This window comes from Paenibacillus sp. Y301, assembly GCF_059445505.1.
Genome location: NZ_JCAIUL010000012.1, coordinates 65,499 through 87,030 on the forward strand (window position 1 = coordinate 65,499; position 21,532 = coordinate 87,030).

Annotated in this window: 16 protein-coding genes; 13 read left to right on the forward strand and 3 right to left on the reverse strand. The window is 41.1% G+C overall.

Annotated features, from left to right (window positions below; genetic code table 11):
- The first annotated feature begins 7 nt into the window (after nt 1-7).
- A complete protein-coding gene (gene mgrA, locus AC1D69_RS19080; protein WP_495457729.1) occupies nt 8-1,018 on the forward strand; it encodes an L-glyceraldehyde 3-phosphate reductase in 1,011 nt (336 codons plus the stop codon).
- A gap of 80 nt (nt 1,019-1,098) precedes the next feature.
- Here the strand turns inward: mgrA and AC1D69_RS19085 are convergent, their stop codons facing one another.
- A complete protein-coding gene (locus AC1D69_RS19085; RefSeq protein ID WP_495457782.1) occupies nt 1,099-1,971 on the reverse strand; it encodes a helix-turn-helix domain-containing protein in 873 nt (290 codons plus the stop codon).
- A 210-nt stretch (nt 1,972-2,181) separates the two neighbouring features.
- Between AC1D69_RS19085 and AC1D69_RS19090 the strand changes: the two genes are divergently transcribed.
- From AC1D69_RS19090 to pulA, 11 genes are all read left to right on the forward strand, one after another.
- On the forward strand, nt 2,182-3,366 hold the full coding sequence (locus tag AC1D69_RS19090) for a galactokinase (RefSeq protein WP_495457730.1): 1,185 nt from the start codon (nt 2,182-2,184) through the stop codon (nt 3,364-3,366).
- A 1-nt stretch (nt 3,367) separates the two neighbouring features.
- Nucleotides 3,368-4,354 carry a UDP-glucose 4-epimerase GalE gene (galE, locus tag AC1D69_RS19095; RefSeq protein ID WP_495457731.1) on the forward strand — a complete coding sequence of 329 codons (987 nt, stop codon included), beginning with the start codon at nt 3,368-3,370 and terminating at the stop codon, nt 4,352-4,354.
- Between the two features lie 11 nt (nt 4,355-4,365).
- Nucleotides 4,366-5,955, forward strand: a complete 1,590-nt coding sequence (locus tag AC1D69_RS19100) for a UDP-glucose--hexose-1-phosphate uridylyltransferase (protein WP_495457732.1) — start codon at nt 4,366-4,368, stop codon at nt 5,953-5,955.
- Between the two features lie 169 nt (nt 5,956-6,124).
- Nucleotides 6,125-7,288 carry an iron-containing alcohol dehydrogenase gene (locus tag AC1D69_RS19105; RefSeq protein WP_495457733.1) on the forward strand — a complete coding sequence of 388 codons (1,164 nt, stop codon included), beginning with the start codon at nt 6,125-6,127 and terminating at the stop codon, nt 7,286-7,288.
- A gap of 233 nt (nt 7,289-7,521) precedes the next feature.
- The gene (locus tag AC1D69_RS19110) at nt 7,522-8,058 is read left to right on the forward strand and encodes an NfeD family membrane protein (protein WP_495457734.1); all 537 of its coding nucleotides are present in this window, start codon (nt 7,522-7,524) and stop codon (nt 8,056-8,058) included.
- On the forward strand, nt 8,058-9,563 hold the full coding sequence (gene floT, locus AC1D69_RS19115; protein ID WP_495457735.1) for a flotillin lipid rafts scaffold protein FloT: 1,506 nt from the start codon (nt 8,058-8,060) through the stop codon (nt 9,561-9,563). The genes AC1D69_RS19110 and floT overlap by 1 nt, the downstream gene beginning before the upstream one ends.
- A 151-nt stretch (nt 9,564-9,714) precedes the next feature.
- Complete coding sequence (gene glcT / locus AC1D69_RS19120) at nt 9,715-10,572, forward strand: glucose PTS transporter transcription antiterminator GlcT (protein WP_495457736.1); 858 nt, start codon at nt 9,715-9,717, stop codon at nt 10,570-10,572.
- Between the two features lie 232 nt (nt 10,573-10,804).
- On the forward strand, nt 10,805-12,850 hold the full coding sequence (ptsG, locus tag AC1D69_RS19125) for a glucose-specific PTS transporter subunit IIBC (RefSeq protein WP_495457737.1): 2,046 nt from the start codon (nt 10,805-10,807) through the stop codon (nt 12,848-12,850).
- Nucleotides 12,851-12,919: 69 nt separating this feature from the next.
- Complete coding sequence (locus AC1D69_RS19130) at nt 12,920-13,195, forward strand: HPr family phosphocarrier protein (RefSeq protein WP_495457738.1); 276 nt, start codon at nt 12,920-12,922, stop codon at nt 13,193-13,195.
- Nucleotides 13,188-14,903 (forward strand): phosphoenolpyruvate--protein phosphotransferase, encoded by a 1,716-nt coding sequence (ptsP, locus tag AC1D69_RS19135; RefSeq protein WP_495457739.1) that lies wholly within the window; start codon nt 13,188-13,190, stop codon nt 14,901-14,903. Before AC1D69_RS19130 ends, ptsP begins: the two co-directional genes overlap by 8 nt.
- A 197-nt stretch (nt 14,904-15,100) precedes the next feature.
- Nucleotides 15,101-17,440 (forward strand): type I pullulanase, encoded by a 2,340-nt coding sequence (pulA, locus tag AC1D69_RS19140; RefSeq protein WP_495457740.1) that lies wholly within the window; start codon nt 15,101-15,103, stop codon nt 17,438-17,440.
- 90 nt (nt 17,441-17,530) lie between these two features.
- Here the strand turns inward: pulA and AC1D69_RS19145 are convergent, their stop codons facing one another.
- A complete protein-coding gene (locus tag AC1D69_RS19145) occupies nt 17,531-18,148 on the reverse strand; it encodes an acetate uptake transporter (RefSeq protein WP_495457741.1) in 618 nt (205 codons plus the stop codon).
- Between the two features lie 236 nt (nt 18,149-18,384).
- On the opposite strand from AC1D69_RS19145, the gene AC1D69_RS19150 reads away from it, so the two are divergent.
- Entirely contained in the window at nt 18,385-19,014 is a 630-nt protein-coding gene (locus AC1D69_RS19150) for a 50S ribosomal protein L25 (RefSeq protein WP_495457742.1), read from the forward strand.
- 123 nt (nt 19,015-19,137) lie between these two features.
- On the opposite strand, the gene abc-f is transcribed toward AC1D69_RS19150, so the two are convergent.
- On the reverse strand, nt 19,138-21,099 hold the full coding sequence (gene abc-f / locus AC1D69_RS19155) for a ribosomal protection-like ABC-F family protein (RefSeq protein ID WP_495457743.1): 1,962 nt from the start codon (nt 21,097-21,099) through the stop codon (nt 19,138-19,140).
- Between the last annotated feature and the right edge of the window lie 433 nt (nt 21,100-21,532).

Consider the following 21,532-nt stretch of genomic DNA (forward strand, 5'->3'; position numbering starts at 1 on the left):
GGAATGGATGGTATATATCGCAAATGAAGAACGTTATGGGACGATGAAATATAACCGTTGTGGTCGTTCTGGACTCAAGCTTCCTGCGGTTTCTCTAGGCTTATGGCACAATTTCGGTGGTATTAATACGTTGGAGAATTCTCGCAATATGATCAGAAGATCTTTCGATCTAGGAATTACGCATTTCGACTTGGCTAATAATTATGGTCCGCCTGCAGGTTCTGCGGAAGAAACGTTTGGACAGATATTAGCGCAAGACCTTAAACCTTACCGTGATGAGTTGATTATATCTTCTAAAGCAGGGTATTACATGTGGCCTGGACCTTATGGAGAGTGGGGATCACGCAAGAATCTAGTATCTAGTCTAGATCAGTCATTGAAACGGATGAATTTGGATTACGTGGATATTTTCTATTCTCATCGCTTTGATCCTGAGACTCCTTTGGAAGAAACAATGATGGCGTTGGATCATATCGTTCGTTCTGGTAAGGCCCTTTATGTAGGTATATCTAATTATTCGGCTGAGCAGACCACAGAAGCGATTACCATTCTAAAACAATTGGGTACCCCACTACTCATTCACCAACCAAGTTATTCCATGCTGAATCGTTGGATCGAGAATGGATTGCAGGATGTATTAGCGGAGCAAGGTGTTGGCAGTATTGCATTTACACCTCTTGCTCAAGGTATTCTAACGAATAAATATTTGAATGGTATTCCAGAGGATTCACGTGCGGCTAGTACTTCAGTCTTCTTGAATGAAGGTAATATTACACCAGAAGCATTACGCAAGGTACGCGCGCTTAATCAATTAGCAGCTGCTAGAGGACAAAGTCTAGCTCAACTTGCATTATCATGGGTTCTTCGGGGTAACAAAGTAACATCTGTCCTAATTGGAGCTAGTCGTGTCAGCCAAATTGAGGATAATGTCGCAGCATTAAATAATCTAGATTTCACGCAAGAAGAATTGGATCGCATCGAGACGATTCTTAAAACAGAGAACGAAATGAATATCTGATAATAAAAAAATGTCAATGCCTGCTAATTCTATTTAAGAAGAAGCAGGCATTTTCTGTTAATATGGATATAACCTCTTAACTAATTGGAACCTTCAGGACTTCGACTCGTCTGATGACGATAGGTACTAGGTGACATATTACAGAATCGTTTGAACTGGCGTGAGAAATAAAGGGCGTCTGTTAGACCAACAGATGAGGCAATTTGTTCAACGGACAGTTCAGGGCGTTCCCGTAACAGTTGGCGTGATTTATCAATCCGTAGTTTTAATAAATAGGTAACAGGGGATAGACCCGTTTCTTTCTTGAAAATGCGTGAAAGGTATGCCCGATTGTAACCTAAGCTGTCACACATTTGTTCAATGGATACGGGATGGGCAAATTGTGTAGACATATAGAGGATCATTTGCTTCACGGTTCTTTGCACCTGGGATTCTGTGCCTGTCAGTCGTGATTGGTTCGAGAGTACATCTTGTGCTTCTGCTAGAATGAGATAAAGATAACCAAGAGAGGTCATATGCGCACTTTCTTTTTTGGTATAGAAGGCTTCTTGCATGTGAGAAATGGCTGAAGGAATCATAGGGTTTGTCTTCATGGATGTAAAAACGGAATGATTCGTTACAAATCCAGCTTCATTCACTCTATTCTCGGCTTCTTGGCCTATAAAAGCTACCCAACGATAACACCATGGTTCCTCTGGATCGGAGACATAACTAACTAATTGTCCAGGGTGAATAAGGAAACAAGAGTGCTCGCCCAATTCATAAGTATGATGCTCGGTACGAAAAGTGCCCTTACCACGTTCAACGAAATGTAATAAATAATAGTCATAAATTTTGGGACCCAAAGCATGTAACGGATCGGTCTGGCTCTCACCAGCAAAAAGGACATGCAGTGAAGTTCCATCATGGTAGACGGGGTTAGCGGCTACGGAATAGGTTGAATGATGAGACATGAGAGATACATTCCTATCTTTGTAAAAGTTTTTGAAATATTGAAAAAGAATGGCATTGCCATTTCTACTTGTGTGAACTCTTGAACTCATTATAAATCCAAAGGTCACATTTATCCATATAGAGCACACATGATTACATTATCATAGTTAGAGGTTTCTTATATACTAGAGCTAAGGAACAAAGATATTGAGAGGATAGGTGTAAAGCATATGAGCACGCAAACAGTAGATTTCAAACAAAATTTTATTAGTAAATTCGGAGAGTCCCAACATGATGAACATGTGTTTAATGCACCAGGTCGAGTGAATCTGATTGGAGAACATATAGATTATAATGGTGGGTATGTACTGCCGGCAGCACTTGAGTTCGGTACGACACTTATTATTCGGGAAAGAGATGATCATAAGCTTCATTTCGCTTCTACAAACATTCCATTTGAGGCGACGCTTGAAATAAAAGAAATAGGTACAAAAAAGACAGGTGAGTGGGTGGATTATCCTATCGGTGTCATTGTAGAGTTGAATAAGATCGGCTGCAAATTGACGAAGGGATATGACCTTTACTTCCAAGGGGAAATTCCAAATGGCGCAGGACTATCATCTTCTGCTTCCATTGAAGTAGTGACGGCGTACGCTTTGCTAACATTGGAAGGCAAAGAGACGGACACGGTTGAAATCGCACGTCTATCCCAGAGAGCTGAGAATCAGTATGTTGGTGTAAACTCTGGAATTATGGATCAATTTGCAGTAGCCAATGGTAAACAAGATCATGCAATTCTATTGATGTGCGATACATTGGAGTATAAACACGTACCTTTCCGTACTGGATCATACAAGTTAGTCATCGGTAATACGAATAAACGTAGAGGGCTAGTCGATTCTGCTTACAATGAACGTCGTCAACAATGTGAGGTTGCATTGGAGATTCTGAAGAAAGAAGTTCCAGCGTTAAATTATCTAGCACAATTAAAACCAGATCAACTTGATACGCTTCAAGTTCATATTCAAGATGAGACGGTTAGACGCCGTACTCAGCATGTCGTTGAAGAGAATCAACGTGTGCTTGATTCCGTGGAAGCTCTAACGAATCATGACTTAGAGAAATTTGGTCAATTGATGAACCAATCGCATGATTCATTGCGTGATCTATATGAAGTGAGCTGTGTGGAACTAGATGTTATGGTTGAAGAAGCACAACGGATTTCTGGTACACTTGGTGCACGGATGACGGGAGCAGGATTTGGTGGTTGTACCGTATCACTCGTACACGAAGATTCTGTTGAACAATTCGTGCAACAGGTTGGCGATAACTATAGTGCAAGAACCGGATTAAAGGGTGAATTCTATGTATGTGGCGTTGGCGATGGCGTAAAAGAGATGAAGGAGGAGATGTAACATGGCAATCTTAGTAACAGGTGGAGCGGGGTATATTGGTTCACACACCGTGGCGGCATTACTTGATCTTGGGGAAGAAGTTGTGGTCATCGACAATCTACAGACTGGACATCGTGAGGCTTTGCTTGGCGGCAAGCTGTATGAAGGTGATCTGCGAGATAAAGAATTACTAGCGAAGTTATTTAGTGAGAATGAAATTGATGCAGTTATTCATTTTGCGGCCAATTCTCTTGTAGGAGAAAGCATGCAAAACCCAGTGAAGTATTATGACAACAATGTATTCGGTACATTATGTCTGCTTGAAGCTATGGATGCGGCTAATGTTCGTAAAATTGTTTTCTCTTCTACGGCAGCAACCTATGGTGAACCTGAGAAGGTACCTATTGTCGAAGGTGATCGTACGGAGCCTACCAATGTGTATGGAGAGACCAAGTTGATGATGGAACGTATGATGTCATGGTTCGATAAAGTATTGGGCATTAAGTATGTGGCTCTACGTTACTTTAATGCAGCAGGAGCACATGCTAGCGGTCGAATTGGTGAAGATCACCGCCCAGAAAGTCATCTTATCCCGTTGGTATTACAAGCAGCTTTGAAACAAAGAGCTAACATTGCTGTATTCGGTGAAGACTATCCTACAGCAGACGGAACTTGTGTCCGTGACTACATTCACGTAAGTGATCTGGCTGACGCACATTATCGCGCAGTAAATTATTTGAGAAACGGGAATGAGAGCAACGTGTTTAATCTAGGGAATGGCCAAGGATTCTCTGTTAAAGAAGTCATTGAAACCGCGAAGAAAGTAACAGGTCTTGATATTCCAGTTGTGATGCAAGAACGTCGCGCAGGTGATCCTGCCACATTGGTAGCTTCTTCGGATAAGGCACGTACTGTTCTTGGTTGGAATCCGTCACATGATCGTCTAGAGAATATTATTCAAAGTGCATGGAGTTGGCATCAGTCTCATCCAGCAGGTTACGGAGAATAAGGGGGATGGACATGAATATCGCAACAACAAGAACGCTTGAACAAGATGCAGCATTACATGCGATTGAAAGGTTAGTTCGCTTTGCTCTCGATCACCTACTAATTAGAGAAGAAGATATTGATTACAGCCGTAATATGCTTATGGACCTCTTCCAATTCAGTGAACCTTTCGCGGGAGAAACAGATCATACAAGACAAGATAGTCCTCAAGAAATGATTGATACACTGATTAATTATGGATTTCAGATTGGGTTAATTCCTGAGAATAGTGATACGTATCGAGATTTGTTAGATTCCAAAATCATGGGGCTTCTAATGGCTCGTCCCTCAGAAGTGGTGGATATGTTTCAAGCTACGCTAGAGAAGCAAGGAATTGAAGCGGCTACGCAACACTTCTATCAAATGAATATTGATTCTAATTATATTCGAATGGACCGCGTATCCAAGAATGTCTATTGGAAGCAACCGACGGCTTATGGCGATATTGAAATGACCATTAACTTGTCTAAACCAGAGAAGAATCCCAAAGAGATTGCGATGGCGAAGTTGCTACCCCCTCCAATCTACCCTAAGTGTCAATTATGTCGTGAAAATGTAGGCTATGCAGGACGGATTAACCATCCATCACGTCAGAATTTACGGGTTATTCCGCTAGTCATGAATGATGAGCCTTGGTTGTTCCAATACTCACCATACGTATATTATAATGAGCACTGTATCGTATTGCATCGTGATCACGTACCTATGAAATTGACTAAGGATACGTTAAAAAGACTTTTGTCTTTCGTAGATGTCATCCCACATTATTTCATTGGATCCAATGCTGATTTACCTATTGTCGGAGGCTCAATATTGACTCACGATCATTTCCAAGGTGGTCGTCATACATTCCCGATTCAGAATGCTCCTAAAGAAGCCATATTTACACATCATGAGTATCCTGGCGTTACGGTTAGTATTGTAAAATGGCCGATGTCGGTATTACGTATGACTTCACACGATAGTCAGGTTCTACTCGAATGTGCGAATAACATTTATGAATCTTGGAAGCAATATAGTGATCCGGAAGTAGATATTCTGGCATTTACTAAGAATGAGTCCGGTGAAGATGTGCCACATAACACCGTGACACCGATCGTGCATCGTACCGAAGATGGCGCATATGAGATGGATCTTGTATTGCGTAATAATCGTACTAGTGAGCAGTATCCTGACGGCATATTCCATCCGCATCCTGAGATGCATCACATCAAGAAAGAGAATATTGGATTAATTGAAGTGATGGGGTTGGCTATACTTCCGGGTAGACTGAAGGAAGAGTTGGATCTCGTAGCAGATATACTTAGTGGTGATGATCAGCTTCTTGCTTCGGTTGTTGCAGGCGAACTCCCTGCACTAAGTAATCATCTTGCCTGGATTACAACATTGATCAAGGGACATGGCACGCAATGGAGTAAAGAAGAAGCTATTGAGCTTATTCAACATCAGGTTGGCGATAAGTTTGTAGAGATTCTAGGTCATGCGGGTGTCTATAAGCGAACAGAAGCTGGACAGCAAGCATTTAAGCTATTCCTACAGCATTTGGGATATACTGAATTATAATCAAATATAATGTGTAATAGCGACCGTTCTTCCTCTTTGAGGGAGGGCGGTTTGTTCATTGATCGGGAAAGGTCTATACTATTAGGAGGATGAGATGAACCCGTTGTGATTGGGGTTGCACATCTATTTGGTATGAATAAAGAAATTTCAAACGGAGGCGAATGACTTAATGATAGCATTTGAATTTAATAATCCTACCAAGCTAATCTTCGGAAGAGGGAAACTTGATGCACTAAAAACGGAAGTACCTAAATACGGATCTAAAGTATTGTTCTTATATGGTGGTGGCAGTATTAAGCGTAGTGGTCTTTATGACAATGTTATGGCATTGTTGAAAGAAATTGGAGCAGAAGTTACAGAACTAGGTGGAGTAGAACCTAATCCACGCTTGTCTACAGTACACAAAGGTGTAGATCTATGTACATCGAACGGCATCGATCTCATTCTGGCTGTTGGTGGGGGAAGTGTTCTTGACTGCGCCAAAGCGATTGCTGTAGGTGCGAAATATGATGGAGATATGTGGGATTTCGTAGAGCGCAAAGCTGTGCCTCAAGCAGCCCTTCCTTTAGGAACGGTATTAACGATGGCGGCAACCGGGTCCGAAATGAATGGTGGCTCTGTCATAACGAATGAAGTGACACAAGAGAAAATGGGATGGGGTAGCCCACATGCTTTTCCAACATTCTCCATCCTAGATCCAGCACATACCTTTTCACTTCCTAAAGATCAGACCGTGTATGGTATGGTAGATATGATGTCTCACGTATTAGAGCATTATTTTCATGCAGAGAGTAATACTCCTGTGCAGGATGGCTTCTGTGAGACCATTCTTCGTACGGTCATCGAGACAGCTCCGAAGCTTATCGATGATTTGGAGAACTTTGAATATCGCGCAACCATTATGTACTGTGGCACAATGGCGTTAAATGGTATTTTGAATATGGGTATGAATGGAGACTGGGCTACTCATAACATCGAACACGCTGTATCAGCAGTATATGATATTCCACATGGTGGAGGACTAGCCATTCTGTTCCCGAATTGGATGAAGTATAATCAGAAAGTCGATATTGCGCGCTTCAAACGATTGGCTATTCATGTATTTGATATTGATCCATCAGGGAAAAGTGATGAGCAAGTTGGAATCGAAGGAATTGAGGCATTACGTGCATTCTGGAATTCCATCGGTGCACCTAGTCGTCTAGCGGATTATGATATTGATGCGAGCCAGATTGATAATATGGCTGAAAAGACAACACGTTTTGGTCCATTCGGTAATTTCAATAAATTGAATAAAGAAGATGTCGTTGAAATTTATAACATGTCACTTTAATTGTTGAATTTAATGAACAGTTAGAGATAAATAATACTGAATAATAAAGGGGACTACCCCACAGGTCAAGGCTATGACCCTGTGGAGTAGTCCCTTTTTTTGCATTGGTGAATTATCCTAAATAATCACTGATAGATTATAATGATTCCAACAAAGGTAATATTTGAAACAATAGTTTGATTTATACGTATAAGTTAACATAGACATAAAGATATCGACAGGAGGGCTGTAAGATGGAGGCGCTTTATCTAGGTTGTCTAGCGGGAGGAGTGCTATTTGCCTTAGTAAGTGTAATATTCGGGGACGTATTAAGTAACGCACTAGATGGTGTTCTGGATTTTTTATCGGTAGATATTCTAAAGCCTATGGTGATAGCGAGTGCGATCACGGTATTTGGAGGAGCGGGTATTCTAATTACCCGATATTCTGGCTTAACTGCCATACCAAATTTATTATTATCTATACTGATCGCCGTGCTCATCTCGGTCCTCGTGTACTTTCTGTATGTTAAACCAATGGAAAACACGGAAAACTCTACTGGATACTCCATACATGATCTGGTTGGAAGAATTGGAGAAATTACAATAACTCTTCCTGGGCTAGGTTATGGTGAAGTGATGGTAAAGGTCGGAGCGGGGAACGTGTTACATATCGCTTCGAGCCTCGAACAACGTGTATTAACTGCAGGAACTCGTGTCGTTATTGTGGATGAAGTGGATGGGGTATTACTTGTTACAGAATTTGAAGAGAATAGAGGAGATGAAGCTTGATGGAATCAATACCTGATTATTTGGTTATACCTGCTATCGTGATTGGCGTAATTATTGTGCTTGGTTTGGCATTTTGGGCTCGTTATAAGACAGTAGGACCGGATGAAGCGATGATCGTTACGGGTTCATTCTTGGGAAATCGCAATATCTCAGAGGAGGATGGACGTAGAATTAAGATCGTTCGTGGAGGGGGCGCATTCATTCTTCCTGTATTCCAACAATCGCAATTTATTTCACTTCTTTCTCATAAACTGGATGTCTCAACTCCTGAAGTTTACACCGAGCAAGGTGTGCCCGTTATGGCAGATGGTGTAGCTATCATCAAGGTCGGAGGATCCATTGAAGATGTCGTAACGGCATCTGAACAATTCATTGGAAAACCAGTTGAGTCACTTCGAAGTGAAGCGCAAGAAGTATTGGAAGGTCACCTTCGAGCGATTCTTGGTATGATGACCGTAGAAGAAGTCTACAAGAACCGAGACAAATTTGCGCAAGAAGTTCAAGGCGTAGCTGCAAGAGATCTTAAGAAAATGGGCCTACAAATTGTCTCTTTTACAATTAAAGATTTACGGGATAAGCACGGATACTTAGAAGCATTAGGAAAACCACGTATTGCTACTGTTAAGCGTGACGCAGAGATTGCAGAAGCGGATGCTGTCCGGGATGCACGGATTCAGAAGGCCAATGCAGAAGAGCAAGGTCAGAAAGCAGAACTACTGAGAGATACGAATATTGCTGAAGCATCGAAGGAGAAGGAATTAAAGGTAGCATCCTTTAAGAAAGAGCAAGATACAGCGAAGGCTGAGGCAGACCAAGCCTATCATATTCAGGAAGCGCGTGCGAAACAGATTGTGGTAGAAGAGCAAATGCAAGTTGAGATTGTCCGCAAAAATCGTGAAGTTGACTTGCAAGAAAAAGAAATTCTAGTTCGTCAGTTACAATATGATGCTGAGGTGAAGAAAAAGGCAGATGCGGATCGTTATTCCGTGGAGGTTGGAGCAGAAGCTGATAAAGCACGCAGAATGCTTGAAGCAGATGCACTGCAATACTCAATCGAGACACAGGCCCAAGCCTCCGCATCACAGAAACGATTGGATGGTCAAGCAATGGCTGATTCAGAACGTGCTAGAGGGACTGCGGATGCAGATGTTATCCGTCTGCGTGGACTTGCTGAAGCCGAAGCGAAAGAGAAATTAGCAGATGCATTCCAGAAGTACGGAGAGGCTGCCATTCTTGATATTGTGACGAAGATGCTTCCTGAATTAGCAGGGAAAATCGCACAGCCACTCGCTTCAATTGACAACTTGACTGTTGTAGATACGGGTAAAGGTGAAGGTGCAGCTCGTGTTAGTAATTATGTCACAGAATTGATGGCTACAGCACCTGCTATGCTAAAGAATGTATCCGGTATTGATGTTGAGAATTTAATCAAAGGATTCACTCAAAGAGAAGCGGTCAACAAACCAGCTATTGCCATTGTAGAGGACCTAGAACCGAAGGAATAGGCGTTGGTATTTAATTTCATATGCACAAGCTCCGGTAGCGATTACCGGAGCTTGTGTTATAATTAGAACTAACTAATCACATTCTATTGACGAATACAACCTTGTTTGTTATTATATATGACTTTGAGGGGTTATTAACGAGGTGCAAACGATGAGTAAAATACAAGTATTCAAAGTACTAAATAATAATGTTATCATTGCAAACCATCCTAAATATCAGGAAGTAGTTGTTATCGGTAAAGGTATTGGGTTTAACAGTAAAGTTGGCGATGATTTGCCACTCACATCTGTTGAGAAAATGTTTATTTTGACGAATCAACAAGAACAAGAACAATATAAACAATTAATTCCACAGGTCGCTGAGAACCTTATAGAAATCGTCAATGAAGGTATTATATATATTATGGAGCATAGCAAGCTTCCGTTGAATGAGCATATTCAGATTGCTTTGACAGATCATATTTCTTTTGCGCTCAAGCGTTATAATCAGGGGATTATGCTACATAATCCATTTCTATTTGAGACGAAAGAAATGTATCCTGAAGAATATGAAATGGCGGAATATGTGGTTGATTTAATTCGTAAGGGTTTTCATGTTGACCTCGAACAAGATGAGGTCGGTTTCGTGGCATTACATATTCACAGTGCTTTGACCAACCAACATATTACAGAGGTTAAGAAACATTCAGAACTCGTTGCTTATTTAGTTGAACTGGTGGAAGAAAATATGAACTATCAGATTCCGCGAAATTCATTGGACTATTCGAGACTATTAACGCACTTACGATTTGCTCTAGAAAGAGTACGTAGCGGACAGATTGAGAAACAGATTAGTTCACTGGATAAGCTGCTACATCAAGAGTACCCAGAGTTATATTCTTTGGCATGGAAGATGACCAAGATTATGGAACAGAAACTTCATATGCCTGTATCACCATCTGAAGTAAGTTATCTAACAGTACACCTTCAAAGACTCGATGAGAAGAAAAAAGAGGAAGTTAATAAATAAGCTTGAAAAGATAAAATAAAGATGCTAGTATACTATTCGTAGTTAACGATAAATGAATATGTATTTTACGTGTTACTGATTCGATCAGGCATGAGTTTATTTCAGTATTTTGATTGTTCTCCCCTAAATTGGGTAATCTAACCTTAGTTAGAAGGGCAATCAAAGATACTGAAAAACTCATGTCTTTTTTCGTTTTACAGAGATGAAATACCAATGAGGAGGAAGTGATTAGATGTTTAAAAAGTTATTCGGCGTACTCCAAAGAGTCGGTAAGGCGTTGATGCTTCCAGTAGCGATTCTACCTGCTGCAGGGCTTTTACTAGGGATTGGTAATATGTTGATCAATCCAGACTTTTTGAAGTTTGCGACAGCACTGGATACGGCATGGGTGGAATCAGTTGCCACGATTATGATGAATGCCGGTCAGATCGTCTTTGATAATCTGGCATTACTGTTTGCAGTGGGTGTTGCCATTGGACTAGCTGGAGGAGAAGGTGTTGCAGGTCTCGCAGCGATTATAGGTTATCTAGTTATGAATGTAACCTTAGGAACTGCTGTTGGTGTAACACCAGCAATGGTTGGAAATGTAGCTGGTTACGCTAGCGTGCTAGGTATTCCAACCTTAAGTACAGGGGTATTTGGGGGGATCGTTATTGGGATCGTGGCTGCGGCCATGTACAATCGGTTTTTCAAAATTGAGCTCCCGTCTTATCTTGGGTTCTTTGCGGGAAAACGATTTGTTCCGATTGCTACATCCGTAGCCTCCCTTATCGTAGGGTTAATTCTTGTTGTAGTATGGCCTCCGATCCAAACCGGACTAAATTCGGTATCTCACTTCATGGTGGATTCAAATCCAACATTAGCAGCATTCATATTTGGAGTAGTTGAACGTTCTCTCATTCCATTTGGATTACATCATATTTTCTATTCACCGTTCTGGTTTGAGTTCGGCGAATATGTTAACCAAGCTGGAGTGCTCATTCGAGGAGATCAGAGTATCTTTTTCAATCAATTGCGAGATGGTGTAGAATTGACAGCAGGTACGTTCCAAGTTGGGAAATTCCCATTCATGATGTTCGGACTACCGGCTGCTGCACTTGCTATCTATCATGAAGCAAGACCAGAACACAAGAAGTACGTAGCAGGTATTATGGGGTCCGCAGCGTTGACCGCGTTCTTGACAGGGATTACTGAACCGCTTGAATTCTCTTTCTTGTTCGTAGCTCCATTATTGTTTGCGGTTCATGCCATTTTTGCAGGTCTATCCTTTATGACAATGCAAATCCTAAATGTTAAGATTGGTATGACGTTCTCTGGAGGGTTTATTGACTTTCTCATCTTCGGTATCATACCGAACCGAACAAGTTGGTGGCTTGTCGTCGTCGTTGGTTTGATCTTGGCTGTCATTTACTACTTTGGTTTCCGCTTTATCATACGGAAATTCAATTTGAAAACACCGGGACGTGAAGATGAAACAGCAGAGGGCGCTGAAGGTTCAAAAGGTTCAGCGGAGGAACTTCCACAGAATATTCTAGAAGCATTCGGTGGTTCCTCAAACATCAAGCATCTCGATGCATGTATTACGCGTCTACGGATTGAAGTGAAAGACAAATCAGGCGTTAATAAAGACCGTTTGAAACAGCTTGGTGCTGCAGGTGTTCTTGAAGTTGGTAATAATGTTCAAGCTATTTTTGGTACTCGTTCGGATACCATTAAGACGCAAATGCAGGATATCATAGCAGGACGTACACCTGTAGTGGTAGCCATTGAACCTACTCCAAAAGAGGAGAAGACAGCAGGCGAAGAAGGCAAAGCAATTGTGACTGAAGATATTGTGATGCCAGCCAATGGAGAATTAATGGATATTTCCAATGTTCCAGATGCTGTTTTCTCACAGAAGATGACGGGCGATGGATTTGCTTTCTTACCACATGATGGAAAGATATGTTCTCCGGTCTATGGTAAAGTGTTTAATGTATTTCCAAGTAAACATGCCATCGGTATTATGTCCGACGGAGGTAAAGAAGTATTGGTTCATATCGGAGTTAATACGGTTAAGTTGAAAGGGAATGGGTTCACTGTATTGGTAGAGGAAGGCGACTTAGTATCTGCTGGACAGCCAATTATGGAAGTGGATTTAGAGTATGTGAAAGAGAATGCTAAATCCATCATTTCACCTATTATCTTCTCTAATCTACCTGAAGGTGCATCAGTTACGTTGAACAAGACTGGCGTATTGAAGGCTGGAGAAACTAATATTATTACGATTAATGAATAGTTAAAGTTAAGTTATCCCATAGGTAAGTATTGAACCAAAAATATAAATAATGAAAGTAGGATGAATATTATGCAAAAAACATTCAAAATTGTGGACGAAGACGGAATTCATGCACGCCCAGCAACAGCTTTAGTAAATGCAGCAACAAAGTTTAAATCAACGGAGTCTTATGCAGAAGCTAATGGTAAAAAGGTAACTTTGAAATCCATTCTAGGCGTGTTATCACTTGGATTGGAACAAGGAGATACATTGTCACTTATTACAGAAGGTGAAGAAGAAGCAGAAGCTTTGGATAAACTTCAAGAAGTGATGATCAGCGAAGGGTTAGGCGAATTACATGAATAAAATATCGGGCATTGCAGCTTCTGCAGGAATTGCCATTGCCCGAGCATTCATCTTGGAACATCCTGACTATTCTGTTCAGAAGCAGCAAGTGAATGACATAAAGGCAGAACTGGCAAAATTGGACGATGCATTACAACAATCAGGTGTTGAACTTGAGGCAATTAAAGAAAAGACACTACAAGAATTAGGAGAGAAAAAGGCAGAGATTTTTGCCTCTCACATTCTTATCTTGAATGATCCAGAATTCATTAATCCTGTGAAGGATCTAATTACCTCTGAATCCATGAATGCAAGTTTTGCACTTAATGAGATCGCTACTCAATTTGTTGGAATGTTCGAGAATATGAAAAGTGCATATTTGCAAGAACGTGCTGCTGATATGCGCGATGTAACGAAACGAATTCTTAAGCACTTACTTGGCATCAGCCAAGTAAGTCCTTCTGAAATCGACGAAGAAGCGATTGTTATCGCTGAAGACTTAACACCGTCAGATACTGCACAACTGAATCGTAAATATGTTAAAGGATTTACGACAAATATCGGTGGTAGAACTTCTCACTCTGCAATCATGGCCCGTTCGCTTGAGATTCCTGCTGTAGTGGGAACGCAAGACGTATTAAATCATGTAAGTAATGGTGATCTTGTTATTGTTGATGGACTAGCTGGCGATGTCATCATTAATCCATCTGAAGAAATCATTGCGGAGTACCGTACAAAACAGCATGAGTATGATTTGCAAATTGCTGAGTGGAAGAAGCTACGCGACGAGCCTACGCTAACTAAAGATAATGTCCAAGTTGAATTAGCGGCTAATATTGGGACACCAGCAGATGTTGAAGGTGTGCTTGAGAATGGTGGAGAAGCTGTTGGGTTATACCGAACAGAATTCCTATACATGGGTCGAGATAAGCTTCCATCTGAGAATGTTCAATATAACGCGTATAAGACCGTTCTCGAGAAAATGAAGGGTAAGCCAGTCGTTGTTCGTACGTTAGACATCGGTGGGGATAAGGAATTACCTTATCTGGATATGCCGAAGGAAATGAATCCATTCTTAGGCTTCCGTGCTATTCGTTTATGTCTAGATCGTCAGGACATCTTCCGTGTTCAGCTTCGTGCATTACTACGTGCGAGCGTACATGGTAACCTTCGTATTATGTTCCCTATGATCGCTACAATAGGTGAATTCAGACAGGCTAAGGCAGTTCTCCTTGAAGAAAAAGCCAAATTGATCGCTGAAGGCATTGAGGTCTCTGACCAAATCCAAATGGGTATTATGGTGGAAATTCCAAGTACAGCTGTACTTGCGGATCAGTTCGCCAAAGAAGTGGATTTCTTTAGCATTGGTACTAATGATCTTATTCAATATACAATGGCAGCTGATCGGATGAATGAACGTGTATCCTATCTGTATCAACCTTATAATCCTGCTATTTTACGCTTGATTGATATGGTTATCAAAGCCGCACACAAGGAAAATAAATGGGTTGGTATGTGTGGTGAAATGGCTGGGGACCAAACGGCTATACCGCTTTTACTTGGATTAGGTCTTGATGAATTCAGTATGAGTGCATCATCCGTTCTTCCTGCTAGAAGTCTTATCTCTAAGTTGACTAGCTCTGAAATGAAGCAGTTAGCAGAGAAAGCACTTCAGCAATGTACCGCAGAGGAAGTCGTGGAATTAGTTAAGGCTTCCGTGAGTAAATAAATGAACGATATATGTTGAATAGAAGGAGCGGCCTTATATGGTTCGCTCCTTTTGTGTTTCTTTATTTTGAGTAAATTAGAGCCGATATATATCATATAGCCCTTACAAAACGACTCTTTCTAACATATGATAACCTGAACAGGGTATGTGATATGTCGTATGGGTTTATATTAGGCATATGATGGTGGTGAAATGTGATGAATAATATAACAAGTTATTACGAAGGTCGAGATTTGGGTTGCTGTTATGCTCCGCAGGGAAGCTGGTTCAAAGTGTGGGCACCTACAGCAAGTCTAGTGTCTCTGGTTCTATATAAGGATTCAGGCCATTATAACTCAGAAGGACAAGTTACAGATCATAGTAATGGTAATGAGATCTTTATGGAAAAAGATGAGTATGGGGTATGGTCTATTTATTTCGGTGGAGATTTGAAAGGGTTATTTTACATGTACAGAACTGAGTTGTCTGATGGAACGACACGTTATGGAGTGGATCCTTACGCAAAGGCTGTTTCTGCTAACGGGGCTAGAACAGCGATAATGGATATGAATTCAACCAATCCTACGGGTTGGGATGAAGATGCTAAGCCGCCACTTTCTCATCCGACGGATAGTATTCTTTACGAACTCCATGTGCGCGATTTCTCTATTCATTACGATTCAGGCATTTGCAACAAAGGTAAATTTAAAGCATTCACAGAGACAGGGTTAAAAGATGCATATGGTAATGCGCTAGGAATGGATCACTTGGTTGAGCTTGGAGTTACGCATGTACATTTGTTACCTGTCTTTGATTATAAGACAGTAAATGAACTTCTATGCGATCCAAGTGATACATCTGAATCACAGTATAATTGGGGATATGATCCTCAGAATTTTAATGTGCCAGAAGGTTCTTACGCAAGTGATGCTCATAACCCTGCTACACGGATTATTGAATTTAAGGAGATGGTTCAAGCTTTCCATCGAAAAGGAATTCGTGTCATTATGGATGTAGTCTATAATCATACGTTTACGGTGGAAGACGGTCCCTTTGAATCATTCGTCCCTAGTTATTTCTACCGAACAGATCATGAAGGAAGATTATCCAATGGCTCTGGAGTTGGTAATGAGATTGCTTCTGAACGACCTATGGTCCGTAAGTATATTAAGGACTCTGTTCGTTATTGGGCCGAGGAGTATCATATCGACGGATTTAGATTTGACCTAATGGGTCTTTTGGATACTGCTACGATTAAAGAGATTACAAATGAATTACTAGAAGAAGTCGATTCTAGCCTATTGATCTACGGTGAGCCTTGGACAGGTGGAGCAACACCCCTAACCCAACAGACGCTAAAAGGAACCCAAAGAGGGGAAAGGTTTGCGTTGTTTAACGACCATTTTCGTAGTGCTATTAAAGGGGATAGTGATGGTTGGGGGCGTGGATTTGCCACGGGTGAACGAGGTAAGGAAGTGGATGTCTTAAAAGGAGTAAGTGGATCTATTCACGATTTTACCGACTCCCCTACGGAAACGATTAACTATGTGACTGTGCATGACAACCTCAATTTATGGGATAAGGTGCTGACTACAGAAGGCTTAATTGAGGATGCAGGACTACTTGATGGGATGGGTAGGTTACTTGCTTATAGCGCGGAGAGAGAAGGTCTGAGAGCAGCAGATCCATATAGAAGTGTAAATAGAAAAAATATTTTCACAAGTGATATGGTTCGTCGGACGTTACTAGCCAATGGTATTGTATTAACTTCACAAGGCATTCCAATGTTTCAAGCAGGAGACGAGATGTTACGATCGAAATTTGCTGATCATAATAGTTATCGTAGTGGCGATCTGATTAACGCGATGCGTTGGGATAATAAGCGTCGATTCAGACCCTTATTTGAATATTACAAAGGTTTAATTGCTTTACGTAAGAACCATTCAGCTTTTCGGATGTATACGAAGGAGCAAATCGAAGAGCATCTCGATGTCATTCAATGTTATGATAACGTCGTTGCCTATCATCTCAAAGATTATGCGAATGGGGATACGTGGCGTAATATCGTCGTAATCTATAATGCAAACTTAGAAGAGGTGGAAGTGGAGGTTCCCTTATCATTAACAGGATGGAATATTGCAGTCAATGATCATGCTGCTGGAACGGCATCACTGGGGATGGTATATGGAGATTTCGTCACAGTTCCCAAGTTGTCAATGATGGTGCTATTCGAAGAAAGGGATGCCATACCTTACCCCACTCAGAAGGTTGAATTCCATTATGAAAGACCTGAGGGCGACTATGAGGGTTGGAATCTATGGATTTGGGGCACAGGTATGCGAGAGCATCGGGTGGATTTCGATGAAATAAGAAACGGTAGAGCCGTTGCGGTAATTTCGGTACTGCCAGGTGCGCGTCAAATTGGTTATATTATTCGTTTAAACGATTGGGATAAAAAAGATGTAGAGCGTGATCGTTATATTGATCTAAGTGCGGGTGTACATGATTTGCAGGTTATTGTTAAGAGTAGTGCCAATCAGTGGAAAAGAACGAGTTAGAATACGTTGTTGTATTATAGGAATAAGTAACAGCCCCATCCAATGATCTGGATGGGGCTGTTACTTATTGACCTTTTATTCCTATTTTCTTTATTTTTTAAAAATACCGAATGGTGCTCCAAGGGGTAGGAAAGAACGACCGAAATGAACATTTAGAACAGAAGCTCCACAACCATATAGAGAAACGATAGCAATTCCCATCTCTGCATAAGCAGCTAGTGTATGGAAGAAGTGTGCAGCAACACCAAAAGCATCAAAGGTTAATCCTAGGAAAAGAAAATCAATTAATACAAAGATGCTGAAAAGCACTTTATGTGTCTCCATGGCCCCAATGGTCATAAATAACGTGAACACTAAGTAACCAAGAAAGACAAACCCCAACTGCTTGCCGTCTATATCTCCCATAAGTTCTGGACCAAATACCCCAAGTTTCATGAGCCAACTACTAGCTACACCAAGCCAGAAAAGGCCATAGGCAGCGAATGCAGTCATCCCAAATGTATTATTGTGTTTAGCATCTTGAATACTTGCAAATAATTGGGCGAATGCACCTAGGAAAATAGCCCAGGGAATAATGAAAGCGAACCCTGAAGTGAGTTCAAGTTTCTGTGAGGATGCAACCAGCGTAACAATCGCGAGCCCGAATAGCCCGATCCCCCCTGGATCTGCAGTCACAATTTTCACATGTTGATTAGTGTGTGGTGTCATAGAAGCCTCCAATGAATAATTATAGAACCATATGACCATCATTTCTGATGCTCAAACAGCCTTCGACATCATATCACAACTTAAGGTCAAATTGTGGAAAATTTTATCGTACATAATGGGCAGTATTATGTACGATAACGAAAAAAATGTTTGAATTCATCTTGAAATGGGTAATAGATAGATATACTCGATAAAATGGAGTAAAGAAGACCGTATTTAAAACAGGAGGAATTACTATGACATCTCATTCAATTACAGCTGAAAAAAGAACAGAAAAACAATCTTCATCATCACTAAGAAGCTTGAGAGCAAATGGACGAATTCCAGCAGTCGTATATGGCTTGAATTCTGAGAGCCTTTCGGTGGATGTTGATTATAAAGACATGATGAAATTGGCTCGTACGGGTCGTTCTGAAATGTTTAAATTACATGTTGAAGGTATGAAAGATCTATCTGTCATTATTAAAGATTTCCAGAAAAAAGACGGCAAATGGAGTCATGTCGATTTCCTACAAATTTCAGAATCCCAACCTCTTCGTGTTAGCATACCTCTTGATTATCACGGTACTGCAATCGGAAGCGAATCGGGTGGAGTTGTACAACATTTGGTAACTGAACTAGAAGTGGAAGGACTACCTGCTGATCTTCCAACTACGATTGAAATTGATGTTTCTCATCTTGCAATGGGAGACAAGTTAATGGCTTCTGAAGTGAAACTACCTAAGGGAATTACATTGGTTACAACTGGAGAAGATCATTTGCTTGTATCGGTAACAGCACCACGTGCAGTAATTGAAGAAGATGCTGAAACGTCAGAAGAAGCTACTCCGAAAGCTGAAGCAGCTACAGAAGCTAAAGAAGAATAATCGTTTAGCTAAAATATAAATAATCAACTTAAAAACCCCAACCATTTATGGCTGGGGTTTTTTGAATGTCTTGAAGTTCATTTCTCACATGTGTACTTATGAAGATGATGGAAACCGAGAATCTTATTCTGTGCTTTCCATCGTTTCCATCCATTGTTCAAATAGGGAATCTAATTGTTCCTGAATCTCGTCTCGCTCTTGCTGTAGATTATGGAGCTGGAATGCATCATGGCAGACTTCGGGATGAAGCATCTGGTCATCAAGTTGTTGAATGTCTTTTTCCATATTCGCAATTTGAAGCTCTAGGGAGCCATGAGATTGCGTGGATGAGGAGCGATTGCTTCTGGATGTCTTTGTATCAGACTTAATAATAGCCTGCTTCTGCTTCGTTTTTGAGGTCCTAACATGAAGCGAAGTAGTAGGGGCTAATTGTTTACCAACACTTTGAGATCTCTTTGTTTGTATTGCTTTGTAGTCGTCGAAGTTCCCCTGAATAACATCAAGCGTTCCTTGATTCAGAACCCATATCTTACGTCCCATACGATTGATGAAGTACCGATCATGAGATACGGCAAGAAGAGTACCAGGAAACTCCTCTAAGGCCTCTTCAAGGGCTTCTCTTGAGTCGATATCCAAGTGGTTCGTAGGTTCATCGAGAATAAGTAGATTGGGCTTCTGGTACATGAGTATAGAGAATCTTAATCGTGTCCACTCACCACCTGATAAGTTACGAACATCCTTGAATACATCCGGACCATAGAAGAGAAAGCGTGCTAACTCACCCCGGGCTTCACCTTCCTCCATACCGACCTGTTCACGGAAATATTGGAGAATGTTCTGTTTCCAGTTCTGTGGTGTCTCTTCTTGGGCTAAATAACCTACACTTACGCGTGAGCCGATCGTAACTTCACCGCTTGAAGGTGACTCCATTCCAAGGATTATTTTTAAAAGGGTACTCTTGCCACTACCGTTATCGCCTAATAGCATAGCAGATTCCCCATAATGTAAGATTTCATGAACTTGTTCAAACAGTGTACGGTTATCAAATGCTTTACTAAGCTCTTTCAGCACTAATACTTGCTTTCCAGAACGATCCTCTTGAGATAATTGGAGGTCCATCGCTTTACGCTCCAAGATAGGCCTTTTTAACTTTTGCATCCGATCTAATGCTTTCTGCATCGATGCCGCGCGACGATGGAAACCTGGATTAGGTGGATTTGAACGGTTACCCCAATCAATTAATTGTTTGATGGTATCTTGCATCTTTTTGATCTTCTTCTGTTGCTCTTGATAATCAGCGAATTGTAATAAAAGCCGAGTCTCTTTCTCCTTCATATAACCACTGTAGTTTGTATGATAAGTAATGGCTTCACCGTCTTCGATCTCTATGATTTTGGTTATGATCGTATCCAGAAAATATCGATCATGTGAAATGGCAACAACACTACCGTCATACTCTGCAATGAATTGTTCAAGCCATTCAATCGCTGCCATATCCAAATGGTTGGTTGGTTCGTCGAGTAATAAAATATCAGGTTGTCTCAGGAGAAGAGAAGCAAGCCCTACCTTCGTCTTTTCACCGCCAGAGAGGGAAGAGAAGTCTCGACCATACTGGTTAGCTGGAATTCCTAAGCCATTTGCGACACGATCTATGGATGCTTCCATCTCATAGCCACCAGCCTGTTCGAATTGTTCCTGTAGACGTCCGTACTCCTGAATCCAGCCTTCATAAACGTTCTCATGTTCTGCACCTTGAGGTTCAGATAACCATTGCTCAAGTTCCTTCATTCGTTCTTGCCATTCCAGAGGGGCTGCAAAACTCCTCAATAATTGTTCATATGTGGTTAAGTCTGTTGTATTCGTTGGGATCTGATCTAGATAACCAATTCTAGCTCCTTTACGTATCGCAATCTGTCCTTGGTCTGGGCGATCATTCCCTATCAGAAGCTGAAGAAGAGTGGACTTGCCGCAGCCGTTACGGCCGATTAACCCCACTTTTTCACCTGCACGTATATCTAATGTGATATCGCTTAGTACGAGTTGGGCACCGTGGTATTTCTGAACATTTTTACATTGAATCATCATGATTTATATTCCTCCATTGATGCCACTAAAGCTACACAAAAAGCCGCAGGGAAATGTCCCTGCAGCTAGACCAAACAACGTTTAACGCGAAACGGATAGAGTCCTTAATAAAGGAGCAACATAGCCGTTATATCACCGTTGAGGTTAAGGTAGGAGTGGCATTTCGTAATTTTGATTAGAATGAGAGTTACTGTAAGTAGACAGACGGGTAGCGTCAGCTATCACATTGTAAAAAATGCCGAACATTGCCATCGGCAATTGGCAAAACTTCTCATTCCCAAAATTACTTTTCACTCCTACCTCACCTCCTCTTCAATCGAATACAGTTATTTTATATTCAAATTCTGTAAAAATCAAGGGAACGTTACTTTAAAATTTTAATTAGATTGGATTTGAAACTTGATCCTGTATATAATAAATAACAGCCTATGGA